Annotated in this window: 26 protein-coding genes; 19 read left to right on the top strand and 7 right to left on the bottom strand. The window is 66.1% G+C overall.

The features are described 5' to 3' along the window. Positions 1–418: 418 nt before the first annotated feature. From AC0IX4_RS04400 to AC0IX4_RS04385, 4 genes are all read left to right on the top strand, one after another. Positions 419–1,321 carry an NADP-dependent oxidoreductase gene (locus AC0IX4_RS04400; protein ID WP_471828346.1) on the top strand — a complete coding sequence of 301 codons (903 nt, stop codon included), beginning with the start codon at positions 419–421 and terminating at the stop codon, positions 1,319–1,321. 71 nt (positions 1,322–1,392) lie between these two features. After that, positions 1,393–2,448, top strand: a complete 1,056-nt coding sequence (locus AC0IX4_RS04395) for an alkene reductase (RefSeq protein ID WP_471828163.1) — start codon at positions 1,393–1,395, stop codon at positions 2,446–2,448. 15 nt (positions 2,449–2,463) lie between these two features. Continuing rightward, a complete protein-coding gene (locus AC0IX4_RS04390; RefSeq protein WP_056070854.1) occupies positions 2,464–2,973 on the top strand; it encodes a MarR family winged helix-turn-helix transcriptional regulator in 510 nt (169 codons plus the stop codon). Positions 2,974–3,070: 97 nt separating this feature from the next. Continuing rightward, complete coding sequence (locus AC0IX4_RS04385) at positions 3,071–3,823, top strand: glycoside hydrolase family 26 protein (protein WP_471828162.1); 753 nt, start codon at positions 3,071–3,073, stop codon at positions 3,821–3,823. 106 nt (positions 3,824–3,929) lie between these two features. On the opposite strand, the gene AC0IX4_RS04380 is transcribed toward AC0IX4_RS04385, so the two are convergent. Then, complete coding sequence (locus AC0IX4_RS04380; protein WP_056070859.1) at positions 3,930–4,643, bottom strand: YoaK family protein; 714 nt, start codon at positions 4,641–4,643, stop codon at positions 3,930–3,932. A 332-nt stretch (positions 4,644–4,975) separates the two neighbouring features. Between AC0IX4_RS04380 and AC0IX4_RS04375 the strand changes: the two genes are divergently transcribed. Both AC0IX4_RS04375 and AC0IX4_RS04370 read left to right on the top strand, forming a co-directional pair. After that, a complete protein-coding gene (locus AC0IX4_RS04375; protein ID WP_471828161.1) occupies positions 4,976–5,254 on the top strand; it encodes a hypothetical protein in 279 nt (92 codons plus the stop codon). 64 nt (positions 5,255–5,318) lie between these two features. After that, a complete protein-coding gene (locus AC0IX4_RS04370; protein ID WP_471828160.1) occupies positions 5,319–5,615 on the top strand; it encodes a hypothetical protein in 297 nt (98 codons plus the stop codon). 96 nt (positions 5,616–5,711) lie between these two features. Here AC0IX4_RS04370 and AC0IX4_RS04365 read toward each other — a convergent pair whose 3' ends face one another. Both AC0IX4_RS04365 and AC0IX4_RS04360 read right to left on the bottom strand, forming a co-directional pair. Beyond that, a complete protein-coding gene (locus AC0IX4_RS04365; protein WP_471828159.1) occupies positions 5,712–6,614 on the bottom strand; it encodes an oxidoreductase in 903 nt (300 codons plus the stop codon). A 132-nt stretch (positions 6,615–6,746) separates the two neighbouring features. Next, entirely contained in the window at positions 6,747–6,911 is a 165-nt protein-coding gene (locus tag AC0IX4_RS04360) for a hypothetical protein (protein WP_156388260.1), read from the bottom strand. A gap of 192 nt (positions 6,912–7,103) precedes the next feature. Between AC0IX4_RS04360 and AC0IX4_RS04355 the strand changes: the two genes are divergently transcribed. The 7 genes from AC0IX4_RS04355 to AC0IX4_RS04325 all read left to right on the top strand — a co-directional run bounded on the left by AC0IX4_RS04355 (position 7,104) and on the right by AC0IX4_RS04325 (position 14,415). Beyond that, complete coding sequence (locus AC0IX4_RS04355; protein ID WP_471828158.1) at positions 7,104–7,754, top strand: MerR family transcriptional regulator; 651 nt, start codon at positions 7,104–7,106, stop codon at positions 7,752–7,754. A 1,335-nt stretch (positions 7,755–9,089) separates the two neighbouring features. Continuing rightward, positions 9,090–11,156 (top strand): MMPL family transporter, encoded by a 2,067-nt coding sequence (locus tag AC0IX4_RS04350; RefSeq protein ID WP_471828345.1) that lies wholly within the window; start codon positions 9,090–9,092, stop codon positions 11,154–11,156. A gap of 18 nt (positions 11,157–11,174) precedes the next feature. Continuing rightward, on the top strand, positions 11,175–11,594 hold the full coding sequence (locus tag AC0IX4_RS04345) for a DUF302 domain-containing protein (RefSeq protein ID WP_042574341.1): 420 nt from the start codon (positions 11,175–11,177) through the stop codon (positions 11,592–11,594). Between the two features lie 59 nt (positions 11,595–11,653). Next, positions 11,654–11,923 carry a metal-sensitive transcriptional regulator gene (locus AC0IX4_RS04340; RefSeq protein WP_042574340.1) on the top strand — a complete coding sequence of 90 codons (270 nt, stop codon included), beginning with the start codon at positions 11,654–11,656 and terminating at the stop codon, positions 11,921–11,923. A 104-nt stretch (positions 11,924–12,027) separates the two neighbouring features. Next, positions 12,028–12,855 carry a class A beta-lactamase gene (gene bla, locus AC0IX4_RS04335; RefSeq protein WP_471828157.1) on the top strand — a complete coding sequence of 276 codons (828 nt, stop codon included), beginning with the start codon at positions 12,028–12,030 and terminating at the stop codon, positions 12,853–12,855. A 32-nt stretch (positions 12,856–12,887) separates the two neighbouring features. Further along, on the top strand, positions 12,888–14,078 hold the full coding sequence (locus AC0IX4_RS04330) for a GDSL-type esterase/lipase family protein (protein WP_042574339.1): 1,191 nt from the start codon (positions 12,888–12,890) through the stop codon (positions 14,076–14,078). 166 nt (positions 14,079–14,244) lie between these two features. After that, positions 14,245–14,415: a hypothetical protein gene (locus tag AC0IX4_RS04325; protein ID WP_471828156.1), complete on the top strand. Its 171-nt coding sequence runs from the start codon at positions 14,245–14,247 to the stop codon at positions 14,413–14,415. 77 nt (positions 14,416–14,492) lie between these two features. Here AC0IX4_RS04325 and AC0IX4_RS04320 read toward each other — a convergent pair whose 3' ends face one another. Further along, positions 14,493–15,254 (bottom strand): SDR family NAD(P)-dependent oxidoreductase, encoded by a 762-nt coding sequence (locus tag AC0IX4_RS04320; protein ID WP_471828155.1) that lies wholly within the window; start codon positions 15,252–15,254, stop codon positions 14,493–14,495. A 102-nt stretch (positions 15,255–15,356) separates the two neighbouring features. On the opposite strand from AC0IX4_RS04320, the gene AC0IX4_RS04315 reads away from it, so the two are divergent. The 4 genes from AC0IX4_RS04315 (at position 15,357) to AC0IX4_RS04300 (ending at position 19,199) form a co-directional block, all read left to right on the top strand. After that, positions 15,357–16,208 carry a helix-turn-helix transcriptional regulator gene (locus tag AC0IX4_RS04315; protein ID WP_471828154.1) on the top strand — a complete coding sequence of 284 codons (852 nt, stop codon included), beginning with the start codon at positions 15,357–15,359 and terminating at the stop codon, positions 16,206–16,208. 542 nt (positions 16,209–16,750) lie between these two features. Beyond that, positions 16,751–17,281 (top strand): ABC transporter substrate-binding protein, encoded by a 531-nt coding sequence (locus tag AC0IX4_RS04310; protein ID WP_042574335.1) that lies wholly within the window; start codon positions 16,751–16,753, stop codon positions 17,279–17,281. Next, positions 17,185–17,718: an ABC transporter substrate-binding protein gene (locus AC0IX4_RS04305; RefSeq protein ID WP_156148862.1), complete on the top strand. Its 534-nt coding sequence runs from the start codon at positions 17,185–17,187 to the stop codon at positions 17,716–17,718. Before AC0IX4_RS04310 ends, AC0IX4_RS04305 begins: the two co-directional genes overlap by 97 nt. A gap of 692 nt (positions 17,719–18,410) precedes the next feature. Next, positions 18,411–19,199 carry an alpha/beta fold hydrolase gene (locus AC0IX4_RS04300; protein WP_471828153.1) on the top strand — a complete coding sequence of 263 codons (789 nt, stop codon included), beginning with the start codon at positions 18,411–18,413 and terminating at the stop codon, positions 19,197–19,199. Positions 19,200–19,523: 324 nt separating this feature from the next. On the opposite strand, the gene AC0IX4_RS04295 is transcribed toward AC0IX4_RS04300, so the two are convergent. After that, positions 19,524–20,222, bottom strand: coding sequence for a hypothetical protein (locus tag AC0IX4_RS04295; RefSeq protein WP_156148861.1), 699 nt, complete (start codon positions 20,220–20,222; stop codon positions 19,524–19,526). 193 nt (positions 20,223–20,415) lie between these two features. Between AC0IX4_RS04295 and AC0IX4_RS04290 the strand changes: the two genes are divergently transcribed. Beyond that, positions 20,416–20,553 carry a hypothetical protein gene (locus AC0IX4_RS04290; RefSeq protein ID WP_156148860.1) on the top strand — a complete coding sequence of 46 codons (138 nt, stop codon included), beginning with the start codon at positions 20,416–20,418 and terminating at the stop codon, positions 20,551–20,553. A 576-nt stretch (positions 20,554–21,129) separates the two neighbouring features. Here the strand turns inward: AC0IX4_RS04290 and AC0IX4_RS04285 are convergent. Further along, positions 21,130–21,654 carry a hypothetical protein gene (locus tag AC0IX4_RS04285; protein ID WP_471828152.1) on the bottom strand — a complete coding sequence of 175 codons (525 nt, stop codon included), beginning with the start codon at positions 21,652–21,654 and terminating at the stop codon, positions 21,130–21,132. A gap of 69 nt (positions 21,655–21,723) precedes the next feature. After that, positions 21,724–22,398, bottom strand: coding sequence for a hypothetical protein (locus AC0IX4_RS04280; RefSeq protein ID WP_471828151.1), 675 nt, complete (start codon positions 22,396–22,398; stop codon positions 21,724–21,726). Positions 22,399–22,861: 463 nt separating this feature from the next. On the opposite strand from AC0IX4_RS04280, the gene AC0IX4_RS04275 reads away from it, so the two are divergent. Further along, positions 22,862–23,593, top strand: a complete 732-nt coding sequence (locus AC0IX4_RS04275; RefSeq protein WP_235579498.1) for a GAF and ANTAR domain-containing protein — start codon at positions 22,862–22,864, stop codon at positions 23,591–23,593. The last annotated feature ends 16 nt before the right edge of the window (positions 23,594–23,609 follow it).

The following is a 23,609-nucleotide window of genomic DNA, read 5'->3' as shown; positions in this document are numbered from 1 at the left end:
GCGAACCGATCAGCCTGATCGCGGCGGTTTCCGAAAGGTGCACGTCCGAGAAACTATCGCACACAGCGCTGCGCGGTGTCCCAACTCGGCACCACACGGTGCGCACCGACGCCCGCGCTCGCGGTGCTCGATCGCAGCGCCCGGTGCTGTCCACATTATCGGGAGCAGACAATGTTTCCAGGCTGCCGCGGACAGTCCACCGCTGTTTCAGTTGCTTGAATCATGCCCCCGATGTTCGAGGCCGGTTGTCGCAACGGGTCCGGGTTCCGGGGGTGCGCCACGTGCCGGTGTGACCTGGACGGCCTCACTGTCACCCGACCGAGTCGAAGCAGCCGTCAGCAGCAGTCATTACTTGGCCAGCCACATAATTGTGCTAACGTGTGGCTAGCCAAATAAATGAGGAGACTTCGTGAAAGCCATGCAGTTCGATCGATTCGGTACCACCGCAGAACTGCACCTTGCAGACATCGAGATCCCGCAGCCCGGCCCCGGCCAGGTGCGCGTCGAAGTGCGGGCCGCAGGGGTCAACGCCCTCGACGGCAAGATCCGTTCGGGCCAGATGTCCGGCGCCATCACCACCTCGCTGCCGTCGACACCCGGGTTCGAGGTCGCCGGCATAGTCGACGCCGTCGGTCCGGACGTGAACGACATCGTCGTCGGAGACGAGGTGTTCGGTTGGTCGGACACCGGGAGCTATGCCGAGTACGCCCTCGCCGGCAACTCCGCTGTGGCGATCAAACCCGCCGACCTCTCCTGGGAACAGGCGGTGGCGCTGCCTATCGCCGGAGCGACCGCCGAGCGGGTTCTCGATCTACTCGAAGTCGCTGCGGGCGAGACGGTTCTGCTGCACGGTGCCTCCGGGGCGGTGGGCACCATCGCCATCCAGCTCGCCACGGCGCGCGGTGCCCGAGTGATCGCGACCGCCGGGCCGGCGAACCAGGACTACATCACCTCACTCGGCGCAGTCGCCACTGAGTACGGGGAGGGCCTCGTCGACCGGGTGAAGGCCTTGGCCCCCTACGGCGTCGACGCGGTGTTCGACCTGGCGGGCAGAGGTGCGCTCGACGACTCGATCGCACTTCGCGGCGGGACCGAGCGGATCGCCACCATCGCGGACTTCCGCGCCCGCGAGCTCGGTATCCCGTTCGTGAGCGGCCCCACTCCGCGCTCGCCGAAACGCCTGCGCGAGCTGGCCCGTGACGCAGCCGCCGGCACTCTCGTCACCACCGTCAACACCTATCCGCTCGAGCAGGCCGCTGCCGCCCAGGACACGAGCGATGCGGGCCACTCCCGCGGCAAGCTCGCTCTGACCATCGAATGACCTAGCCACACTCCGAACGGCCTCGACCCGCTCCCCCGATGGCACACCCCCACCACACGTCAGGAAATCCCATGTACGACGCTCTCTGGTCACCGACAACCGTCGGCGGCACCGAAGTCGCCAACCGCCTGGCGATGGCCCCGATGACCCGCGATCGCTCCACACCCGAAGGCGTTCCGACCGAGCTCAACGCCCTCTACTACGCCCAACGCGCCTCGACCGGCCTGATCATCACCGAGGGAACCCAACCGTCGGATGACGGACAGGGCTACCTGCTGACCCCTGGCATCTACACCGACGCCCACATCGCCGGGTGGCGCCAGGTCACCAGCGCAGTCCATGCAGCCGGCGGCAAGATCGTCATCCAGCTGATGCATGTCGGACGTGTCTCGCACCCCGACAACACTCCCCACCGACGTCAACCGGTAGCACCGTCGGCGATCACACCCGCAGCGTCGATGTTCACTGAGTCCGGGATGCAGCAGATCCCTCAGCCTCGGGAACTGTCCGGTCGGGAGATCTCGCAGACCGTCGACGACTTCCGCGAGGCCGCCGCCGCGGCGATTGCAGCCGGCGCAGACGGCGTCGAGATCCACGGAGCAAATGGATATCTGATCCATCAGTTCCTCTCCGACAACACCAATCACCGCACCGACACCTACGGCGGTTCGCTCGACAACCGGATCCGCTTCGCCGTCGAGGTCGCAACAGCCGTCGCCGACGACATCGGCGCCGATCGAACCGGATTCCGCATCTCTCCCGGCAACACCCTCAACGACATCGCCGAATCCGACACCCGGGAGCTCTACCCGGCACTCGTCGGCGCCCTGGCGCCGCTGGGCCTTGCATACCTGCACGTCATGCACTTCGGCGACGATGCTCTACTCACCGGCCTCCGCGACCTGTGGCCGACGACACTGATCCTCAATCGCGCCGGCACCGACATCGCCACCCGCGTCGCCGACGTCGACAGCGGAGTCGCCGATGTCATCTCCGTCGGCAGCCTCACCTTGGCCAATCCCGACCTCGTGGCCCGGCTGAGGAGTGGTGCCCCGCTCACCGAGCCCGACCCCAGCACGTTCTACGGCGGAGGAGAGGTCGGGTACACCGACTACCCGACCTTGTGAGCCGAGAATAGAGACATGCCTGACTCCGCAGCACCGCCTCCAGGAACCGTCTTCGTCGAAGGGAACGTGAGCTACTCGATCTTCCAACTAGCACGCGCCCACCGCAGCTACGCCTCAGCACTGCTGCGGCGTCTCGACCTTCACCCCGGGCAAGAACTGATTCTCATGCACCTGCATCAACGAGACGGTCAGACACAGTCCGAGCTTGTGGCGAATGTCGGCGTCGACCACTCGACCATGTCCAAGGCGCTACGACGGATGCAGGACACCGGGCTGCTCACGCGCCGACCCGCCGAGCACGACCGCCGCGTATCGGTCAACCACCTCACCGCGAAGGGTGAATCGATGCGCGAGCCGATCGCCGCGATGTGGCGCGAACTGGACGACGTCACCACCGCGAACCTGACAGCCCGTCAGCGCACAACGCTGGTGACAACCGCGCACACCATCGTCACCTCCATCAACTCCCGACTGCCGTCGACCGGGACCAACGAAGGCGACCCACCAAGATCCCCCGGGCCATGACTGTTCAGGTCGGCGACATGGGTGAAGGTGTTGTCCACTACGCGGAGATCCTCGCCCGCGCTCGGTAGGATCACATCGACCGACGAATAGCGGGCGGGTGCCCGGAACGCCATTCTGCAAGACACACTCGAAGGTCGTCTGTACTCCTGTCGACCTCGTGTCTTGTGGTGTCCTGCAGCAACCCGGTGCCGAGTTCGCGAGTTTTCGGCTTGTCGTCGGGAGGGCCCGAACCCGGCGTGGATGCCGCCGTTGCGCGGCAGGGACATTCGACCCGTACATCGAAGATTGGGCGCGCGCAGCAGCGACTTTCGGCAAACCGATGCAGATCCGATTCGGTCATGAGATGAACGGCACGTGGTACCCGTGGGCCGTCGGCGTCGGGGGCACCACCGCAGAGCAATACCGTGACGCCTACCGCCACGTGCACGACGTGTTCCTTCGCGCAGGCGCCACCGCCGTTCAGTGGGTGTGGTCGGTCGACGGCTCGTCCGAACGACCAGCAGGGCTCGACGCGGCAAGGGCGGCATATCCGGGAGATGCCTACGTCGACGTCATCGGCGTCGACGGATACAACGGCGGTGCATCGGGCGCTTTCTGGCAGACACCCGCCGAAGTGTTCGGTCCGATCCTGTCGACTGTCGACATGATCGCTCCTTCCGCGCCGGTATGGGTCCACGAAACAGGATCGGGCGACACCCACGGCGACAAGGCAACCTGGACAGGCGAACTCCTGGCGTATCTGTCGTCGGAGAACGTGTCCGGAGTCCTGTGGTTCGACTTCGCCAAGCAGGGAGAAGCCGATCGGACACTCACCAGTGGTCCCGCCGTCACGAAGGCGATGGCTGACTAACTCGCCTCGTGGTGAATCGCCGTATGCATCGTCGTATTCGGTTCGGCAACGCGCACAGGCCGTCTGCCTCGAGTCGCACGACACCGACCCGTGTGAGGCGCAGACGTCAGCCGAAGACCGACTGACGCTCGGTGTGCGTCAACGTGAAGAGAGTGGCACCGAAGCTGATCGCCGCGGCAATCAGAAGCACCTGGGGGCCGGTGATGACGACGCCGATGAAAGCGCCGAAGGCGCCGCCGAGCGAGAACGACCCCAGAAGCATGACGTAGCAGAGCCAGTCGTATCGGGTTCCGCCACCGAACAGGTGGCGCTCGATTCCTTGCCCCAATTTGACTACGGTCCCGGTGACATAACTCAGAGGAATGTAGGTCTCCTCCTTCTTTGTGAAGGCGGTATTCAGCGCGCCCAGCGCGAAAGCGATGAGCAGAATCGGATAGAAATTGACGTCGGCGGACGACCATCCGGACAGAGCGATGTCGATCAGTCCGGCAGCCGCGAGGGCGATCGTCGTCACCACAGTGGCGCCGTGCGGGTGATTGGACCAGTATCGCCGTCGACAGATCGATGCGATGACCACGCCGAGCAGGAACGATCCCATCAGAGCGAGGGCCGCCCAGGGTGAGGCACCCGGCGCCACCTCCTTGCCGGCGGGCTCACCGAAATGGCCCACGACCGCACGTTCGGTGTTTCCGGTCATGAAGGTCACGAAGTATCCGGCGGAATGCAGGAATGCGACGGCCCCGACCATCCCGGCGAGGCCGGACAATATCCAGGACAACCGGGCTTCGGGGCCGACTGCTGTGTCACGACTGAGAGCCATAGGTGAGGTCACCCCCACTATTGTCCGGACAAATCGCGGACCACCGACCGCCATGAGGCGGGAATCACATGTCGACCGGTGTGAGCCTCTTCGTTTGGACCGTAGGTTCGAACGTTCAGAGGCAGCGGCATCGAAGCATCGAGCCTCTCGGGGCTCGAGACGACAGTCGATTCATAGGCCAGGCCGCACCGTGAACGCCACCGGCGCTGTACCGATCGTGTTCGGCGTACGGTTTCAGCGTGGCAGCTGCGAGCATGCTTCGTCGCCGGATCGTTCGGACCAGAGACCTATGCCACGGATGAATTCCTTCTGCGCAGTGGAGAGACCCACCGATGGCTGAGACACCGCCCGGCCGACCGGTGTATCGCGACGGCGCCGGCAACACCGCGCTGGTCGCCGGAATCGTCGCTCTGGTCTTCGCCTTCATACCGCTCATCGGCGACTACGTCGCCGTCCCCGCCGGCGTCCTCGCCGTGGCGTGCGGGTGGATCGGCCTGTGCCGCGACGAAGACGGCGTTGCGACCAACGGGCGCGACGCCGTGATCGGCGCAGCACTCGGAGGAGCGGCACTGTTCGTGGTGTTCCTGACCTTCGCTGCCACCTTCGTGTAATCGGCGCCGGCACGTCGGCTGCAAGCGGTGTTGCCCCCGGAAGTGATCGGATGCTGGACACGGGATGTCGGCGTACAAGATGATCAACATCAACAAGCGTGGCCTGCTGGTGTGGCCCACCACCGGCGAAATGGTGACTCTCGAGCCCAATCGGGAGATCTCGTACCGGATCACCGAGAATGGCATGGTGTGGGGTTTCGAGATCACCCCGACCACAGGCGGCGTGACGTTGACGGAACGCCGCGTGGCGGCGAACGGAGAAACGGTTTCCGCTGTTACGCGACTGCCGGTGAACGGCATCTCGGCAGCGTGTCCGGATGCGACCGGTCGCTACAACGCGCGCGTGGGCGGAACCGGGTAGGCGATGCTCGAACGCGCCAAGGGCATCGTGAATGCACAAGCCTCGTCGGTGTCCCACCGAGACGGGAACCCTGCGGCCCCCGGGGACGTGGAGCCCTCAGGCAATCGGCGGGTCCCGGCGCAGGCTCGTGTAGCTCACCCCGGTCAGCCGCTCGGACAGATTCCACAGGGCGGTCGCGAGCTTCAGGTCGCGCGAACGGTTACTGGACGAGACGACAGTCGGATGGCCACGCATCTCCCGGAAACCGTCGGGTCCGATGTATGAGCCTCCCTCGACGCCGGCGGCCGTGGCCGCGTACAGCTGCGGCAACGCTCCCATGTTCGAGGTCTGACCGATGACGCCCGCTCCGAACGAGAGGATCTTGTCGAGGGCAGACTCGGTGTGGGACGCCAGGTTCGTGGACGAGATGCCGGGATGCGCCGCGACGGAGACGACCGAGGAGCGCGCTTCCGACAGGCGCCGCTGGAGCTTGTACGCGAACAACAGATTCGCCAACTTGGACTGGCCGTAGGCAGCCCAACGACTGTAGCGGCGGTGCTCGAAATTGGGGTCGTCGAGGGAGATGTCTCCGCTCGTGTGCGCGAGACTGGACAGTGTGACGATCCGGTCGGAGATGCGGTCGACGAGCAGTCCGGTCAACGCGAAATGCCCGAGGTGATTGGTCCCGAACTGCATCTCGAAACCGTCAGCCGTCGTCTTGTGTGGCAACGCCATCACACCGGCGTTGTTGACCAGGACGTCGAAGGGCTCGGTCGCGTCGGCGAAGCGTCTCACGGAGGCCAGATCGGCGAGATCGAGCTCGCGAACGGTCGCAGTCGGCCCGATCTCGCGGGCGACATCCTCTCCCCTGTCGGTATTGCGACACGCGAGTACCACCTCCGCCCCACGAGCACCCAGGGCTCGCGCCGTGGCCGCACCCAAGCCACTGTTGGCGCCGGTCACGACGAAACGCCGCCCCGTCTGATCCGGGATGTCTGCGGTCGTCCACGTCGAGGTCACCGGTCCGAGAGTAGCCGTGCGCGTGCCGAGGGCGCAGGCGGCGAGCACGCATTGCATCGACCGCGTCGCGGTCTCGCCAGGAGCTGAGTGTGTAGAACTCACGACGCAGCGGCCTCGCGATCAGGGCTACCCCTATCGCTCCGTCGGATCGGCGCACCTGACGATGTATGCGGAGCGACGCGACCTGAACTGCATGACGTGCCGGGTGGAGGCGAGCTCGAATCGCGACGCCATGACGACAGCGGTGTCGAGTCCCTTCGCGTCCTGGGGGCCCGCGAGCCAGGGCAGTGCAACCATGCAATTCTCCTCTGCGGGTACGGGTTCACCCGAGTGAACACCCTTGTCGGCGGTCGCCTATTCGTCTACTGCGGAAGCTCAACTTCGGGCGACACCCGCATATGGGCGGGAAGCGCCCCTCAGCAAATTAGAAACCTCAGCTATCCACAATGGATATGGCTCGTCTCCGATTGTGATGTCGAGGCCCCGGTCGTGAAGATCGCCGAACTGAGCACGCGCTCGGGCGTGCCCATTTCAGCGATCAAGTACTACCTCCGCGAAGGATTGCTGCGAGGCAGAGTGCGGACGGCGACGAATCAGGCGGACTCCGGGGAATCGCACGTGCGTCGACTCAGGCTCATTCGCTCGATGACCGAGATCGGCGAACTGCCCCTTGCGCGTGTGCGCGCCACCTTGGCTGCGGTGGACGACGACACGGTGACGCTGCACGACACCTTCGGCGCCGTGACGCACGGCCTGGGCGACCCTCGTACCGCCTCCGATACCGATCCGGACCTGGTTGCCGCGCGCGACGTGGTGGAGGCATGGATGACCGCCCGGCACTGGCACGTCGACCCGGCTGCGCCTGCGCATCACCGACTTGCGGAACTCATCACCACGATGCGCCGATTCGGCATACCGGTGTCGATGTCGGACTTCGACACTGCCGCAGACCATGCCGAGACCGTAGTAAGAAGCGAAGTCGCCTACGCCAGGGCGAGCAAGGACCGCGCGGCCGCTGTCGGAACCATGATCGTGGGCACCGTCATCATCGAACGAGCGTTGCTCCAGATTCGACGACTGAGCCTCGAGTCCGCCAGCTTCGACCTCGAGAACGCGGACACCATGTCGCGTACCTCCTGAAAGGGCGATTGACCCGAAGCGGCTGTCCAGCTGGGGCGTTCGAGAATTGTTGCCGTGCGTGGGCGGAGTGGCACGTACAGTTGCCGAGTTGTGGGCTACTGGCGATCTGCGACTGTCGGACTGTACCTACTCGCGGTCATCGTGCGCGTGTCGACGTGGAGTGACACCGCGGCCGCGGATCGCAGCAACGATGTCATGATGCTGTTGCTCGTCGGAGCTGTCATCGCGGCAATCCTGTCGACAGGACACCGATCCCGCTAGTCGTGATTCGCACCTCTGTCGACTGCTTCTTCACGACAAGACACCCAGTTCAGCGTCGATCAGTCGTGAGCGGCTGGTCGGCCTGTCGGGGCTCATCGTGTCCGGATGTCGAGATTCGCGTCGGATACCGACTCGGATCGACGACTTCCCGACCCCCGCGCAGGGACAGTAGGGGTTTCTACTCTGTCATCGGCCGAACCGATGTGCGAACGTCGAGGACAGGCAGCTCAGAACTGGAGGCGTGAATGAAGAAATGTGTAACCGCAGGGCTCGTCCTCGTCATAGTGGTCTCGTGGACAGGACTGGACATTTTCGAAACATCGCTGTGGATTGCGTTGGCTGCCATGGCCTTCGCCGAAGCCTTGCTGGCGGCCGCGCTGTTCGCATCGCGGTGTCGCAACAGATGGGCCGCGGTCGTCGTAGCGGTGTTGGCGGCGTTCCAATTCGGTCAGAGCTACTTCGCTGAACGAGCGCAGCACACATCCGGTGATCCTGTAATTCCGATCGAGAATGTCGGTGTGCTCATCCTGTGCGGGACGGCAATCGGTCTGATCGCGACCGGGCCGTCGTGGCCGCGCAACAGAGTTCATGCAGTTCTGAGGCATTCCAAAGCCTCTTTTCGGGAGTAGACGGAAGACCGCTCGCTCACCCGGCGTCGACCACCCGCCTCGTCCATTCATCTGGACTGCCGAAACTTCCTCTGCTGCACGATCGGTTATTGGCGTCCACCTCGGTTCATACCGACTTGCGCTACTCCCGTGAAACCAGCAATCGCAGCTGCTGGTCAACACATTTCGTTGGGTGAACGGTCTGCTCAGGCGCACCTGGCGCCATGACGGTTCTCGCTACGCACCCGGATCAGCATAGTCCCGACAGCACAGCGACATAGTTTGATACCCCCGGGGGTACTTGCATACCCCCCCTCGTATGTGGCACGGTGGGCGCAGTTCGGCCGTTCTGATACCCCCACCCGTATAGGAGTACATCGTGTCCCAGTCCGACACCGTCGCCGAATCCCGACCTGGCGACCACCACGACAGTTCCCCCGGCCGCCTCGGCCGGTGGGGCGCGGCCATGGTCACCCGCCGCCGCTGGGTCTTCGGCACCTGGTTGATCTTGTTGATCGCCCTCGGATCCGTTGCGCCGTCGGTGTTCTCGTCCCTCGCCGGCGCCGGATGGCAGGCGAACGGATCGGAATCGGTCCAGGTCCGCGAGCTGGCCGAGGAACACTTCGGCGGCAACTCTTCCGCCGCCGTGCAGGTCGTCGTCCACAGCGACTCCGGTGCGCTGACGGACCCAGCCTCCACCGCCGTTCTCGCCGAGGCCACCGCCATCCTCACCGGCGATCCTCGTTTCGGTGAGATCGTGCCCCCGCAGCCGGGGATGACCATCAGCCCCGACGGGCGCACCGGCATCCTCATTGCCGGGGCCGACGGCACCACCGACGAGATGGTCGCCGCCGTCGACGACGTCAAGGACCAGCTCACCGCACTCTCCGGCGACGGCATCGAGGTCTATCCCACCGGCGCATCGGCGCTGTGGTCGGACTTCAACAAGGCCAACCACGACGCGATGATCCAGGCCGAACTCATCTCCTGGCCCGTCACCCTTGCCATCATGGTCCTCGCGTTCGGCTCACTCGTCGCCGCCGGATTACCCCTGCTGCTGACCATCGCCGGCCTCGTCGCCTCCGCGGGCGGGCTGGTCCTGCTCAACGAGATCACCCCGATCTCGGTGTGGGCCATGAACTTCGCCATGATGTTCGCGCTCGCACTCGGCATCGACTACGCCCTGTTCCTCGTCGCCCGCTTCCGCGACGCCCTGCGCTCCCGCGATCCCCGCGCGGCCGTCGCCGAGACCATGGACACCGCCGGCAAGGCCGTGGTCCTGTCCGGACTCACCGTCCTGGTGAGCCTGTCCGCCGTGCTGATCGTTCCCGCCCCCGCGGTGCGGACCATGGCGGTCGGCATCATGCTCGCCGTCACCTTCGTCCTGCTCGCCACCCTCACCCTGCTCCCCGCCGCCCTCGGTGCGCTCGGACCGAAGGTCAACGCCGCGTCCCTCCCCTACGCCAAGCGCCAGCAGCACCGCTCACCCATGTTCGCCGCATGGGGCGCACTCCTGCACAAGCACCCGTGGCCGTTCGCGCTCGCCTCGATCGGCGTCCTCGTCGCACTCGCACTGCCGGTCCTGGGCCTGAAGGTCGCGATGCCGTCGATCTCCGTCGTCCCCGACGACGCGCCCGTGCGGCAGGGCTACGCCCTCGTCCAGCAGCAGTTCGGTGACGGCGCCCCCGGCGCACTGCAGATAGTCGTCCCCTCGGCCGACGCCGCCGACACGGCCGCCGCCGCGGCGCAGGTGCCCGGCATCACCATGGTCACCCCACCGCAACGCGCTGCCGACAGCTCCGGCTACGCACTGCTGCAGGCGATCCCGGCGATCAACCCCTCCGACGAGTCGATGGACACCATCCTCGCCGACCTACGCGGCCAGCTTCCGGAGTCGGCACTGGTCGGCGGCGCCCCCGCGGAGAACCTCGACCTGCAACAGTCCCTGAACGACTACCTACCGCTCGTCGTCACGATCATCCTGATCCTCGGATTCGTGCTGCTCCTCGTCGCACTGCAAGCACCCCTGATCGCTTTCCTCGGTACCGCGGTCAGCCTGCTCTCCACCGCCGCCGCGTTCGGCGTCGCCAAGCTGATCTTCCAGGACGGACACGGCGCCTCGCTGCTCGGCTTCACCCCGCAGGGCTTCCTGAACGGGTGGGGACCGGTGTTCTTCTTCGCGATGATCTTCGCCATCGCCATGGACTACACCGTGTTCCTCCTCGCCACCGCCAAGGAACACTTCGAGCGCACCGGCGACGCGACGACGGCAATGATCGACGGCCTCGCCCACTCCGGACGGGTCATCTTCGCCGCCGCCGCGGTCATGGTGGCGGTGTTCTTCACCTTCGCCCTCGCCGACCCGCTGCCGCCGAAGGAGATGGGCATCATCCTCGGCGTCGCCGTGCTACTCGACGCTGTGCTCATCCGGTTGATCCTGCTGCCGGTCCTGCTGCGCTTGACAGGGTCCGCCGCCTGGTGGTCGCCCACGTGGCTCCGCAAGGCTCTCCCGTCCATCAGCTTCTCCCACTGACCTCACGAAGTATTCCCCATGAGCATCGCACTGACCACGACACTGACCGGCACCGACTTCGACACCGCCGTCCAGCTCACCCGCAACGCTCTGGCAGAGCAGGGTTTCGGCGTGCTGACCGAGATCGACATGCAGGCCACCATGAAAGCCAAGCTCGACGAAGACATGGAGCGCTACCTGATCCTCGGCGCGTGCAACCCGCCCCTGGCCCACCGCGCTGTCGGCATCATGCGACAGATCGGACTGCTGCTCCCGTGCAACGTCGTCGTCCGCGAAGACCCGGACAACGCGGATGTGATCATCGTCGACGCGATGAACCCCGACATCATGGTCGACGCAACCGGAGAGCCCGCACTCGGCGACGTCGCCCGCGACGCCGCGACCAAGCTCCGCGCCGCCATCGCAACACTCGCCGAGCAGCCGACACCCGAAAGCTGAGACCTCGATGCCCCCGGGGGTACCATCGGAGTCTCACGGTAATTCTGACAGGAGTTCACATGATCGGCGACGAAGACAGCATCGCACTGGTACTCAACCGGCTCCGACGCGCCAACGGTCAACTCACCGGGGTCATCTCGATGATCGAGAACGGCCGCGACTGCAAGGAGGTCGTCACCCAACTCGCCGCCGTCTCCCGTGCACTCGACAAGGCAGGGTTCAAGATCGTCGCCACGGGACTGCGCGAATGCATGACCGGTGCCACCGCCGACAACAAGGAACCCATGACCGAAGCGGAACTGGAAAAGCTGTTCCTCGCACTGGCGTGACGAGTCGAGTACCGCGGCACATGCCGGCCCGACCGTGCGCCGCGCTCGCTGTCGTCGCTCTGGCCCTCACCGCCTGCGCTCCCTCGGGGGGTGACCAGGGAGGCGTGCCTGTCTCGACGGATCCCACGTCGAACCAAGCAGTGCGCGAGGACTTCTCGACCGAACTACAGGCTGTCGAGGATCGCTACGACGTGACGGTGGGTGTCAGCCTCCTGGACACCGGGACCGGAGAGACGATCAGCTATCGCGGTGCCGAACGTTTCGGTTTCGCCTCCACTGTGAAGGTGTTCCTGGCAGCCGAGTTCCTGCGACGAACTCCTCAGGACGCTCGGGACGCCATCGTGAGGTGGTCCGCGGCCGACATCGAGCGCGCGGGCTACTCACCGGTGACCACGGCACGTCTGGACACCGGACTCACTGCGGCCGAGTTGGCAGAAGCGGCCGTGAGGGCGAGCGACAACACGGCGACCAACCTCGTGTTCGACCGGATCGGCGGTCCCGCAGAACTCGATGCTGCTCTCTCCCGACTCGGTGACGAGGTCACGGACATCGTCGACGTGGAGCCGGGTCTCAACACGGTCGAACCCGACAGCACCGCAAACACCACCACCGCCGATGCGTTCACGGCGAATCTGGCCGCATTGCGAGGTGACGGCTCGTCGACCGATTCCGACGCAGCGACTCTGGTCGAGTGGATGAGCGGAAACGCCACCGGCGATGCCCTCGTCCGCGCGGGGGCGCCGAGCGGATGGACGGTGGCCGACAAGTCGGGTGGCGCCGGGGGCGTGCGAAACGACATCGCCGTCGTCACACCACCCGGCCGTCCCCCACTCGTCCTGACGGCGCTGACACGGAAGAACGACCCCTCGGCACCGTACGAGGACGCCGCGGTGAGCGAGAGCGCCGCGGTCGTCCTGAACACCGTTCGGTAGCCCCTGAACACCGTTAGGTAGCCTCGGACAGCATGATTGCCGCACCGCTCACCGACGACCTCGTTCTCGGTGCAGCCGAGCTCGAGCAGGTCGAACGCGGGGTACGCCCGCACCGTCTCCCCAGTGCAGTCCGGCAACGCGACGCGGATCCGCAGCTCGCGATGATGGAGGCGCAACCGTCCGGAGTGCGTATCGCTACGCGCACGACCGCCGTCGAGATGGTCGTCGAGGTCCACACCACGCGCATGACCTACCGGGGTGTGAAGCGCGACCGGGGCGCAGTCGACGTGGTGATCGACAACTCGGTTCACCAGTCGCACGTGCTCTCGGGTGGTGACACCATCGAGATCGATCCGACCACCGGGACGAGCACGGTTCACCCGGGAACAACCGAATCCATCACCCTCACCGACCTGCCGGCCGGGGAGAAGACGATCGAAATCTGGCTCCCCCACAACGAACAGGTGGATCTGGTTTCCCTGTCAGCTGACGCCGTTCTGCACCCGGCTCCGACGAGCGGACCGAGGTGGCTGCACCACGGCAGCTCCATCAGCCAGGGTTCCAACGCCGCGAGCCCCACGCGCATCTGGCCTGTCGTCGCGGCCCGTCGTGCCGGCGTTCGGGTGCGCAACCTGGGGTTCGGGGGCAGCGCCCTCGTCGATCCGTTCATGGCTCGCGTCGTGCGGGACTCCCCCGCGGACGTCATCAGCGTGAAATTGGGCATCAACGTCGTCAATCTCGATGCGATGCGCCTTCGTTCGTTCGTTCCCGCCGTTCACGGGTTCCTCGACACTGTCCGCGACGGGCACCCCACCACACCGCTGCTGCTGATCTCGCCGATTCACTGCGCGATCCACGAGAACACACCGGGCCCGGGGGCATTCGATCCCGAGGCATTCGCCGCCGGCTCCGTGAGATTCCGCGCGACGGGTACGGAGGGCGATACCGCCTTCGGACGACTGACACTTCACGTGATCCGTGACGCGCTCGCTCAGATCGTCGAGAGTCGATCGGACGACTCTAACCTCCATTACCTCGACGGGCGAGTGCTCTTCGGCGAGGACGACGAACGGCGTAATCCACTTCCGGACCGTCTGCATCCCGACACCGATGCCCACGCCCTCATGGGACAGCGCTTCGCGAACACCGTTTTCGGACCATCAGGGCCGTTCGCGCCGAGAACGACTACAGAAGACGTGCCCGATCAGTCGTCGAGAGGGTGACGGTGGCTGCGGCCGGATCCTCCGCCACTGCGGTCGTCGCCGGCGCTGAAGCTGTTCTTCGATAAGCACGTTCGTCCGTCATCCTTAGCCTCGGATTCACCTCGACGTCCGCAGCGCCGACCCGTCAGATCAGTACCTCGCCGCCGTGCAAGGACTGATCGACGAAGTGCACTCCACTCCACTCGCGCACGGAAACGACCGCATCTACTACCCCGGCGAAGTCGAAGACGTTGCTGCAGAGAGCAACCTGTCGAACGGCGGAGTGGTCCTCGCCGACCGAACCCTCGACGACCTCAATGCTCTGGCATCGGAGTCCGGAACCACGCTCCCCCTCTGAGCTGCAACTGGCCTGACCGTCCCCCGGTCGGGAAGGTTGAGTTCGGTGAATTCCCGTGGTGGGTCTCCGTCCGCCGCCTAACGGGTTCCGGTGATGCCACCGTCCACCGCAATCGTCGCCCCGTGCAGATAGACCGCATCGTCCGAGACCACCCACGCGATGGCCGACGCGATCTCTTCCGGCCTACCCGGACGTCCGGCCGGTATGCCGGCGGTCATTGCGGCAATGACGTCACCGTCCGAATCGTTGATCGGAGTACGGGTGGCGCCGGGCGCGACCGTGTTCACTCGCACCCCCCGTGGTCCGAACTCGGCGGCCCAACTTCGAGCGAGCTGAGCTTCGGCCGCCTTGGTGGCGGAGTACAGGCCGACGAATGCATGGCCCACCGTGGCCATCCACGACCCGACGACCACGATCGCGCCGTTGCCTCGTTCGGTCATTGCCGGCGCCAGGGCTGCGGTGAGAACATGCGGTGCCCGGACGTTGACGGCAAGTGTCGCTTCCAGATCGGCGTCGGTGAGGGAGACGGTGTCGACGGCGGGGCACAGTGCCGCGTTGTGCACCAGGATATCGACCCGACCGTCGAGAGCGCTGGTCCACGCGGCGGCCAGCGCACGCAGGTCGGCAGGTGACGCGGCGAGATCGCCGTTCACGAACGCGGCCGATCCGCCGGCGCCTTCGATCTCGGCGACCAGATGCGCACCACGTTCGGCGTCACGCCCGGTTATCACGACGCGAGCCCCACGGGCTGCGAGTTCGCGGGCGGTAGCGGCGCCGATCCCGCTCGTCGAGCCGGTGACGACGGCGGTGCGGTCGGACAAATTCAGTGGGTTGCTCATGCAGACCAGTTCACCGTCCGGTTCGGTAACGCACCAGGGCGAGCGCTGCCTGGTCACGGCGTGACCAGGCGCAGGAAGCGGTCTCTCAGTAGTCTGACCAGGGTGCCAGCAGACAGATCCGCACTCGGGGCATTCCTCCGGTCACGACGTGACGCACTCACGCCGGCAACGGCGGGGATTGCGCCGTTCCCCGGACCGCGGCGCGTTCCGGGCCTCCGCAAGGAGGAACTCGCGGTGCTCGCGGGACTGAGCCCCGACCACTACAGCCGGCTCGAACAGGGCCGCCAGCACACGGTCACCGACGACATCGTCGACGCCTTGAGCCGGGCCCTGCGCCTCGACCGGATCGAGGACGCACACCTGCGGAATCTCGCCGCTCCGCTTCGCCGGAAACGCTCGAGTACGTGGGAGTCTGCGCAGCGTCCCGATCCCGGCCTTCTGCGGGTGCTGACCATCATGGACCACGTTCCTGCGCTCGTCCTCGGGCGCCGGTCCGAAATCCTGGCGTGCAACACGCTGGCGCGGGCGGTCCTGGGGGCAGAGATAGACGCGGGCGCCGTGTTGGTGCGCTGGCTCTTCCTGGACCCACGTGCGAGGGAACGCATCGTCAACTGGTCCGATTACGCGTCGGCCGCGGTAGGGGCGATGCGCTACGAGGGCGGTCGTCACGTCGCCGACGCCCGGTTGACGGTTCTGATCGACGAACTACGTTCGGCAAGTGCAGACTTCGCCCGGTGGTGGGATGATCACGGTGTAACGGATCGCACGTCCGTCGACAAGAAGATCGCTCACCCCGTGGTCGGCTGTCTCTCGTTCGGCATCGAATCGCTCGTGTCGCCGCACGATCCGGAGCAACGCTTGATCATCTACACCGTCGAGCCCGAGTCGTCTACTGCTCGGGCACTTCCGATGTTGGCGTCGTGGGGCCCGGCATCCGCCGAGTCGATGGGCTGACGCGCGGACGATGAATCGATCGGTCGGTCCGCTTCGTGGTACCGGTATCAAGTTGGGTAGAACTGCTGACATCGAGCCCCGGTTCGGAGCATTTCGCAGGTGAGCGAACGCCCTGGACCGTGGCGGACCTGCACGGACGTACAGCGGAAGTCGTGAACCGAGAGGTTGGATCGGGCTAATTCGAGATTCTTGCGGGTCAAAGGCAATCGAGAGCCTGTCAGGGTCGAACTGACGTCCACTCGCTTACAAGGCTTCGATGTCACCTGGACTCAGAAAAAACTGTTCAGACCGGCACATTCGTCCGCTAACGTCCGTTTCGGTCCACCTCCGTCCGTCCCGACTTGTGACACTCTCGTGACACCGAGAATCCGACAGTTCGACGTCACGTATCCAGAAACATGTTGTCCAACAAAGTATCTCGATGCCGTGGGCACCAGCGCTCACGGGCCCGGTTGTGCGGCAGTCGTGGTGACCGTTCGACGGGAGCAGGTGGTCGAGGTAGCACCCCCGCGGCGAACCACCGGGCCCTAAAATGGTCCGGTATGCGAAGACTCCTCGTTGGCCTGATCGTCGCTGTCACGCTCGCAGGATGCTCGTCGAACGAGCCCACCGGGGCGTCGCCGACGGGGACCGCAGGCGCCGCTGCGTCGTTCCCTACCACCACTGACGGGGCGCTCGGATCCGCCGCCGTCGAGAGCGAACCGACACGCGGCGTCGCGTTGTCGTGGACCGACGCGGACATCCTGCTGGCACTGGGCGTGACACCGGTCGCGACCGCGCGCACGACGGCCGAGTCGGGGTTCCAGCCGTGGACCGAGGACGCGATGGCTACGAAGGACGCTCCCGCTTTCCTGGAGGGCGCCAACGCCGACCTGTCGATAGAGGACGTGCTGTCCTACGAACCCGACCTGATCGTCGGCACCAAAGCGTTCGGGCTCGACACCCGATACGAGCAGTTGTCGGCGATCGCCCCGTCGTGCACTACGCGAGCACCCCATCCGCCGAGACATGGCAGCAGGCCACACGGACCATCGCAGGCGCGCTCGGTCGCACCGCCGACGGCGAGCGCGTGATCGAGGAAACCGAATCGACGATCTCCGCTGCCGCCGAAGCGCACCCCGACTTCGCGGGCCGCACGTTCACGTTCTTCGTCGGTCCCACCGAGGGTGGTGTGTACGTCGTGAACTCGACCGACGACGCCGGTGCACAGTTCCTCGACGCCCTCGGGATGCGGCCCACCGATCACGCGACGACGCTGCCGACCAGCTCCATTCCGGGACGGGCGCAGATCACCTACGAGGACCTGTCGAACAACGATGCCGATCTCGTCATCGCCACGGGTCAGCCCGCCGCTCTCGACGAGTTCCGGGCACTACCCGGCATCTCGGCCCTCGCCGCGGTGCAACGAGGCGACTACGTGCCGCTCGCTCCGACCGACGCGCAATCGATCGCATTCCCGTCCCCATCCAGCCTCACATGGGCGGTGCAGAACATCGTGCCCAGGTTCTAGCTCTACCGGTCATCGGTGCTGGAAGTGGCCCGGTGGCGGGGGCATGCGCTGCCCTGCGGCGTCCACCGCGCAAGATGCGGTTAGGTCGCCCGGCTGCATGACCAGGATGTGCCACTGCACCGCTCCCCAGGGGTATCCGTACGCAAAACAGCATCGTCGACGTGCCCGCCCGTGGTGGGGTCCGCGCGGGGTGACTCGGTCATCATCGATCCGTTCGCTCGGCGATCGATGGATGCGAACCGGCGTCGGCGAGACCATGTCCGTACAAGACCGGCCCGATGAGAACGGGCAACCGAGGGAAAACCCGACACGGTCTTTTTCCGCGCGGCCCGTGCCGGCGCGGGCATGCCTCACCCAACGCATCGGCTGTTGCTCCCGGCGAAGTCGACCGTCGCCGCGTGATCGCCGAGGCAGGACCCGACAGCATTCGCCAGTGCCTGTAGATCGCCGACCATCGGCACGTGCATGGTGCCGGGGGTGCGTTCTCACCGCGGGACGAGCCGGAACCCGAGGACGCGCTGTCGCCTCCGGGACATCTCGCGATCGTCAGCGAACGCGAATCGCCACGCCGGTGACGTGGTCCCGAACAGTCACACCCGGCGAAGAGTGGCCGACTCGAACACTGGGTGAGCCGATGCCATCGGTCTTCCGGAGCCCGTGCGTCGACCGGGCATTCGCGTACCGTCGACCATATGACGCTGAATTATGTCAGATTCGGACATGGCAGCCCGCTGTTGCTGGTGCACGGCTTGGGCGTCGGATGGCGATCGTGGTCTCCGATCATCGACGAACTGGCGGAACACCGTGATGTCATCGCGGTCGACCTACCGGGGTTCGGCGAAACGCCGCCGCTGACGGGCGACGTGTCGATCGCTGCTCTCGCCGACTCCGTCGCGGACTTCATTCGCGAACACGATCTCGGTGGCATTTCCACCGTCGGTCAATCCATGGGCGGTCGAATCGTCCTCGAACTTGCGCGGCGGGGAGTCGGCGGCGACACCGTGGCACTCGACCCCGGCGGTTTCTGGAGCGACCGCGAACGCGCTGTCTTCGGCGCCACACTCCGGCCATCGATAGCCCTTGTCAAAAAGTTGCGGCGCTTCCTGCCTGCTCTTCTGGGCAACCCTGCGGGAAGGACCCTGCTGCTGGCACAGTTGTCGGCGCGGCCATGGGCGCTCTCGCGCGACACCGTGTTGCCCGACGTGCGCGGTCTCGCCGACTCCCCGTCGACCCAGGCCGCTCTCGATGCCCTCATCCACGGGCCGAAGCAGGAAGGCGCCTCGTCCGGCACAGTGCCCGGGCGGGTCACAATCGGTTGGGGACGACGAGATCTGGTGACAGTGCCGAAGCAAGCGGCGCGCGCATCGGAGCTGTTCCCCGATGCCGTTCTGCACTGGTTCGAGCGATGCGGTCACTTTCCGCAATGGGACGCACCGAGAGAAGCCACTCGACTGATTCTCGACCGCACCGAAAGAGGATGATCTTCGAACACTTCGGACCAGTTCATGTGAATTGCGGGTCGACAATTCGCCGGTGAACTGGCCCGGGCCCTCGGCGAACTCGCCGCGAAGGAACGACCGTCGCGAGGTTCGCGGCGCACCTACCGGGGGATTCACGTAGACCTGCACATCAGCTCCGAGGCGGCGTGCGACAGCGCCGGAGGTTGCTCAGCCACCCTCGACGATCACCCGGCGTGTCCCCTCCGTGCCGGACGCAGAAGTCGGATTTGCCCACGAGCCGACTCGCGGAGATCCGTGTCGCCATCTATGGCCGGCGATGCGCCCATGATGGGAGCGGCCGGGTCGTCAGGGGTCGACGGAGTTGATGGTGTCGATGACGCGGTGTGCTTCGCTCGCGGAGCCGTGCCCGCGGGAGTAGGCGCCGGCTCTCAGCATCGCCGAGGCCACCGCAACGGTGCAGCCGTGCCGGGCGGCGAGGATTCCGATGGCGATGTTCACTGCCTCGCTGTCCTGGTGACGCCGGACGAGCATGTCGGCGGCCACGCCGGCGGCGACGATGCCCGTGCCGAGCATCCGGGCGAGTTGGGCGATCATGGTGTGGGTGGCGCGGTCGTCCCCCGCGAGTCTGTGTGGTGACCTCGTCCGGCGGTAGAGCTGCAGCGTGCCCAACGGCACGCGATGGTCGCCGAGCGGGTGCGCTTGCACCCATCCGATCCCGCTGACGGCCAGTTCGTCCACCAGTAGCGGCCAGCGGCCCCGGTCGGCAGCGTCGTCGACGTCCACAGCGCACGCATTACTAGTCGACATGGCCTCTATGTGGGGGCCACATCCGAGGATGTACCCGAGGTCGGCGGCCTGCACAGCGACGGAGTCGGTGGCGTGCACCACCTGATGGGTATCGGGGTGGTCCTCCGCAGCGACGACGAGCGCGGCCCCGTCCGCGGCGGCCAGATCGACGCACACATCGACCCAATCGATCGCGGTGACACCGTCGAACGGTCCGCGCGCATCACGCATCGGATGTGCGTCGTCGTCACCCCACATTGGGGTCCTCCCTGCATCGGCTACGGCAGCGTACGAACACAACGACGGTACCCACGACATCGTCCGGCAAACCGAGGAAGCGTTCGGGTCCCCGGTCGTCGAGACGACGGATGCTCTCCGGGACCACGGTGAGGCCACCGGGAACACAATCCCAGGCAAAGGCAAGGCATCGCAGGCGACCTTCGGCGCCATCATGGCACTGGGCAGCTACCTGATCGACGTCTTCCTCGTCCTCGAGAAGGAGGGCGTCCGGAAGTCCGAGGCGTCGTGGGGCGAACTATTCGACACCACCCGAGACCAGCTCGCGGAGGCAGAACGTGATCGCGGATGAGCTGCCCGCGGCGACTCGTCCGCACGCACGGGTCGACCCGCGACTGACGGCCGGGCTACGAGTACCGCTGTCGGGCAAGCTGATTCATATCAGTTCATCAACGAAGCGCCCGCGTCAGCGCAGTGTTTTGATTGAGCCCGGGGGGGCACCGGGGCACCCCGAGAACAGCGAGCGGGGACCGAACCGCTTCTGCGCCTGAGGAGGCCCCATGTGTGGAACAGGTCGGTGGGTTCGATCGCGGTGACACTGTCGGAGAGGCGAGTGAAGAGGTGCGGGGTACGACGGGTGTCGGCGGACCGGTACATCCACGCACATGGTGGGCACAGTCCCTTCCCGCGTGGGCGCACCCACAGCGCCGATGCGGCAGCGACATGCCCGGCACTCTCGTGGCGGGCGTCAGCTGAGGCGTCGTGGTCGCGCAGCGTGCGCACGTTCCCGTCGCAATCGCGGCGGCATCGGGCACGCCGGCGTTTCCGGTGGCCCGATGGGCTGCGTGTTCCGGGCCGTCGGTGGTCGGACTCGGGGGTGCTGCGGCAACGGCGTCTTCCGAATTGCCGGCCATACCGTCCGTCGACGTCATCTCGATGAGGTTCCTGCCGGTGAGGGTGTCGAACGCGGGAAGTGCCCGTCGGGGGCATTGCTGACCACGAGGGCGCGACTGTGGAGGTCGGGCGGTAGTAGCTGCCGCCAGCGCAGCGCCTCGTCGAGATGGGTACTGGTCCAGAGCGCTGTCACCAATTCCTCACGCCCGGTGGAGCGGGGAGAACGGAGCTCGACGGTGTAGACGTAGGGCAGGGGCGCAGTGCCCGAACACAGCGTCTCCCACGTTGCACGTGGCACCACCTCGCCCCGCGGATCCTCGATGTGACGCACCTGCGCACCCCACGCTGCGCAGTACGCGCGGGCCACGTCGACGGCATCGGTCAGAGAGCTCGCGGTGCGCAGGATGACTGTGTCCCGGTCGTCGACCATCCACACCAGGAACCTTCGCTCGTCGGTGACATGGGGTGCGGTCGCGTCGGGTGCGGGCGTCTCGGCGGTGGGGCCGACGAGGTCGAGGAAGTCACACGAGCGCGGTGTCGGATTCACACGGTCGGTCATCGACGGGCTTCGCTCTCACGTGTGGTGATACCCGACGTGCCGTTCACCACGGCGCGATGTTCCCTGCTGTCACGATTCATGGTCGCCGAGAGACTCGACAACGCGTTGCGCCTCGTCCAGCGACGAATGTTCGCGCGCGTAGGCGCCGGCTCGGAGCAGCGCCGACGCCGCCGGCACCGAAAGACTGTGTCGGGCAGCGAGAACGCCGATCGCGACGCTGACGACGTCGGAGCCCGCAACCGGCTCCGATGATGCACCGAGGACCCGGTCGGCGACCGGTTCGCTACCGAGCGCTCGCGCCAGCGCGCTGACCGTGGTGTCCGCATCGAGCGACCGCGCGGGCGGTCGACGCCGCCGGTAGAGCTGCAGGGTTCCCAACGCCGACCCGGGTGACCCGATCGCATGGACCTGTAGCCAGTGAACGCCCACCGCGACGAGTTCGTCGATCAACAACGGCCAGGTGCGGCGGTCGTCGGGATCGGTGGTCGTCACGGTCTGCACCGGATGCGTGGGCGTCGTGCGGGGTCCGTAGCCGAGGACGAAGAGCAGGTCCGCCACGCGCTCGGCTGTCGGGTCGGTGGCATAGAGGATCCGGTGCCTGTCATCGTGGCGCTCGGTGGCTGCGATCACAGCTGCGCCGTCCGCGGACGACAGGTCGACGCACACCTCCACCCACTGCGACAACGACTCCAGGCCGGACAGTGGATGATCCCTCGGCTGACGGTCGTCGGCGTCACCGGTCACCGGGACTCGCAGACCGGCACAACCTGGTGTGCACGACGGGGGCACGCGGCGACGTTGACGCACAACGTTGTTCGAGAATCTGGATCCGAGCGCCAGCTCTCGCCCGCAGGTGCGGAGTCAGCTGCGGGACAGGTAGGGCGGGCGACACGTGACCGACCGCCGCGACGATATCGGAACGGTCGGGTAAATGCTGAGACATGTTTCGCGCACACTCCTCGAGGTCGTCTTCGCGCCGCAGCGGCGAGACGACTGGTTCGGATGATCGGTCCGAACGGCAAGGGTTGTACCGAACTGACGGTAACTGTACGCCGCGTCGCCCTACACCGGGTGACGACGAACTGTCGAGGACTGCCGTTCGACAGCGGCGGTGCACTTCGTTGCGGGCGCCCAACACCCGTGTGACATGGTGTGCTCGACCTCGGCGTACGTTCTCACGACCGAGGATCTGGAAGAAGGTACGTTCGTGACCGCTACTTCCGACCCGCCGCTCGACCCGGCGCGCGCCGACAGTGATTCCGAGACAGTGTCTTTGGGCGCCGCCATGGCCGAGATGGCCAGGGTGATCCAACAAGAACACGGCAGCGTCGAGGGCACCCTGCTCTCGATCACGGCGGAGGCGGTCCGGCTGATACCGGGCGCTGATCACGCCGGCATCACCCTCGTCGTTCGTAATCGCAGAATCGAATCCCGCGGTGCCACCGACGAACTCCCTCGCCGTGTCGACGCCCTGCAGGAGGAGACCGGGCAAGGGCCGTGCTTGGACACGGTGTGGAAACACCACAGTGTGTCCGTCCCCGATATGGCCCGTGAGGATCGGTGGCCACAGTTCGCTCCCGCGGCCTCAGAGGCCGGAGTGCGCTCGATGCTGACGTTCCGGTTGTACACCCACCACGATCACCTCGGGGCGCTGAACCTGTACTCCGACGCCGTTCACGGCTTCGACGACGCCGACGATGACGTCGGCGTCCTGCTCGCCACGCACGCCGCCCTCGCTCTCGTGGCCGCCGAGCAGGAGCACAATTTCGAGTCCGCGCTCGCGACCCGCGATGTCATCGGACAGGCCAAAGGCATCATCATGGAGCGCTATGACCTGCGCGCCGACGCTGCGTTCGCGATGCTCGTGCGACTGTCCCAGGACTGGCACACACCGGTGACGGATCTGGCGACGAAGATCGCGCGACGCGAACCCGAATGACGACGACCTAGCACCG

This window comes from Rhodococcus sp. AC861 (assembly GCF_979256035.1).
Note: the sequence above shows the minus strand (reverse complement) of the source record. Positions and strands in the feature narration are given on the sequence as shown.

What these genes read in the sequence shown, in the direction of transcription:
- AC0IX4_RS04345 (WP_042574341.1), top strand. Translation starts at nt 11,175, where the DNA reads ATGAGCATCGCACTGACCACGACACTGACCGGCACCGACTTCGACACC.
- AC0IX4_RS04390 (WP_056070854.1), top strand. Translation starts at nt 2,464, where the DNA reads ATGCCTGACTCCGCAGCACCGCCTCCAGGAACCGTCTTCGTCGAAGGG.
- AC0IX4_RS04330 (WP_042574339.1), top strand. Translation starts at nt 12,888, where the DNA reads ATGATTGCCGCACCGCTCACCGACGACCTCGTTCTCGGTGCAGCCGAG.
- AC0IX4_RS04400 (WP_471828346.1), top strand. Translation starts at nt 419, where the DNA reads ATGCAGTTCGATCGATTCGGTACCACCGCAGAACTGCACCTTGCAGAC.
- AC0IX4_RS04310 (WP_042574335.1), top strand. Translation starts at nt 16,751, where the DNA reads ATGCGAAGACTCCTCGTTGGCCTGATCGTCGCTGTCACGCTCGCAGGA.
- AC0IX4_RS04375 (WP_471828161.1), top strand. Translation starts at nt 4,976, where the DNA reads ATGGCTGAGACACCGCCCGGCCGACCGGTGTATCGCGACGGCGCCGGC.
- AC0IX4_RS04380 (WP_056070859.1), bottom strand. Translation starts at nt 4,643, where the DNA reads ATGGCTCTCAGTCGTGACACAGCAGTCGGCCCCGAAGCCCGGTTGTCC.
- AC0IX4_RS04350 (WP_471828345.1), top strand. Translation starts at nt 9,090, where the DNA reads ATGGTCACCCGCCGCCGCTGGGTCTTCGGCACCTGGTTGATCTTGTTG.
- AC0IX4_RS04290 (WP_156148860.1), top strand. Translation starts at nt 20,416, where the DNA reads ATGGCACTGGGCAGCTACCTGATCGACGTCTTCCTCGTCCTCGAGAAG.
- AC0IX4_RS04340 (WP_042574340.1), top strand. Translation starts at nt 11,654, where the DNA reads ATGATCGGCGACGAAGACAGCATCGCACTGGTACTCAACCGGCTCCGA.
- AC0IX4_RS04285 (WP_471828152.1), bottom strand. Translation starts at nt 21,654, where the DNA reads ATGACCGACCGTGTGAATCCGACACCGCGCTCGTGTGACTTCCTCGAC.
- AC0IX4_RS04320 (WP_471828155.1), bottom strand. Translation starts at nt 15,254, where the DNA reads ATGAGCAACCCACTGAATTTGTCCGACCGCACCGCCGTCGTCACCGGC.
- AC0IX4_RS04295 (WP_156148861.1), bottom strand. Translation starts at nt 20,222, where the DNA reads ATGTGGGGTGACGACGACGCACATCCGATGCGTGATGCGCGCGGACCG.
- AC0IX4_RS04370 (WP_471828160.1), top strand. Translation starts at nt 5,319, where the DNA reads ATGTCGGCGTACAAGATGATCAACATCAACAAGCGTGGCCTGCTGGTG.
- AC0IX4_RS04395 (WP_471828163.1), top strand. Translation starts at nt 1,393, where the DNA reads ATGTACGACGCTCTCTGGTCACCGACAACCGTCGGCGGCACCGAAGTC.
- AC0IX4_RS04300 (WP_471828153.1), top strand. Translation starts at nt 18,411, where the DNA reads ATGACGCTGAATTATGTCAGATTCGGACATGGCAGCCCGCTGTTGCTG.
- AC0IX4_RS04360 (WP_156388260.1), bottom strand. Translation starts at nt 6,911, where the DNA reads ATGGTTGCACTGCCCTGGCTCGCGGGCCCCCAGGACGCGAAGGGACTC.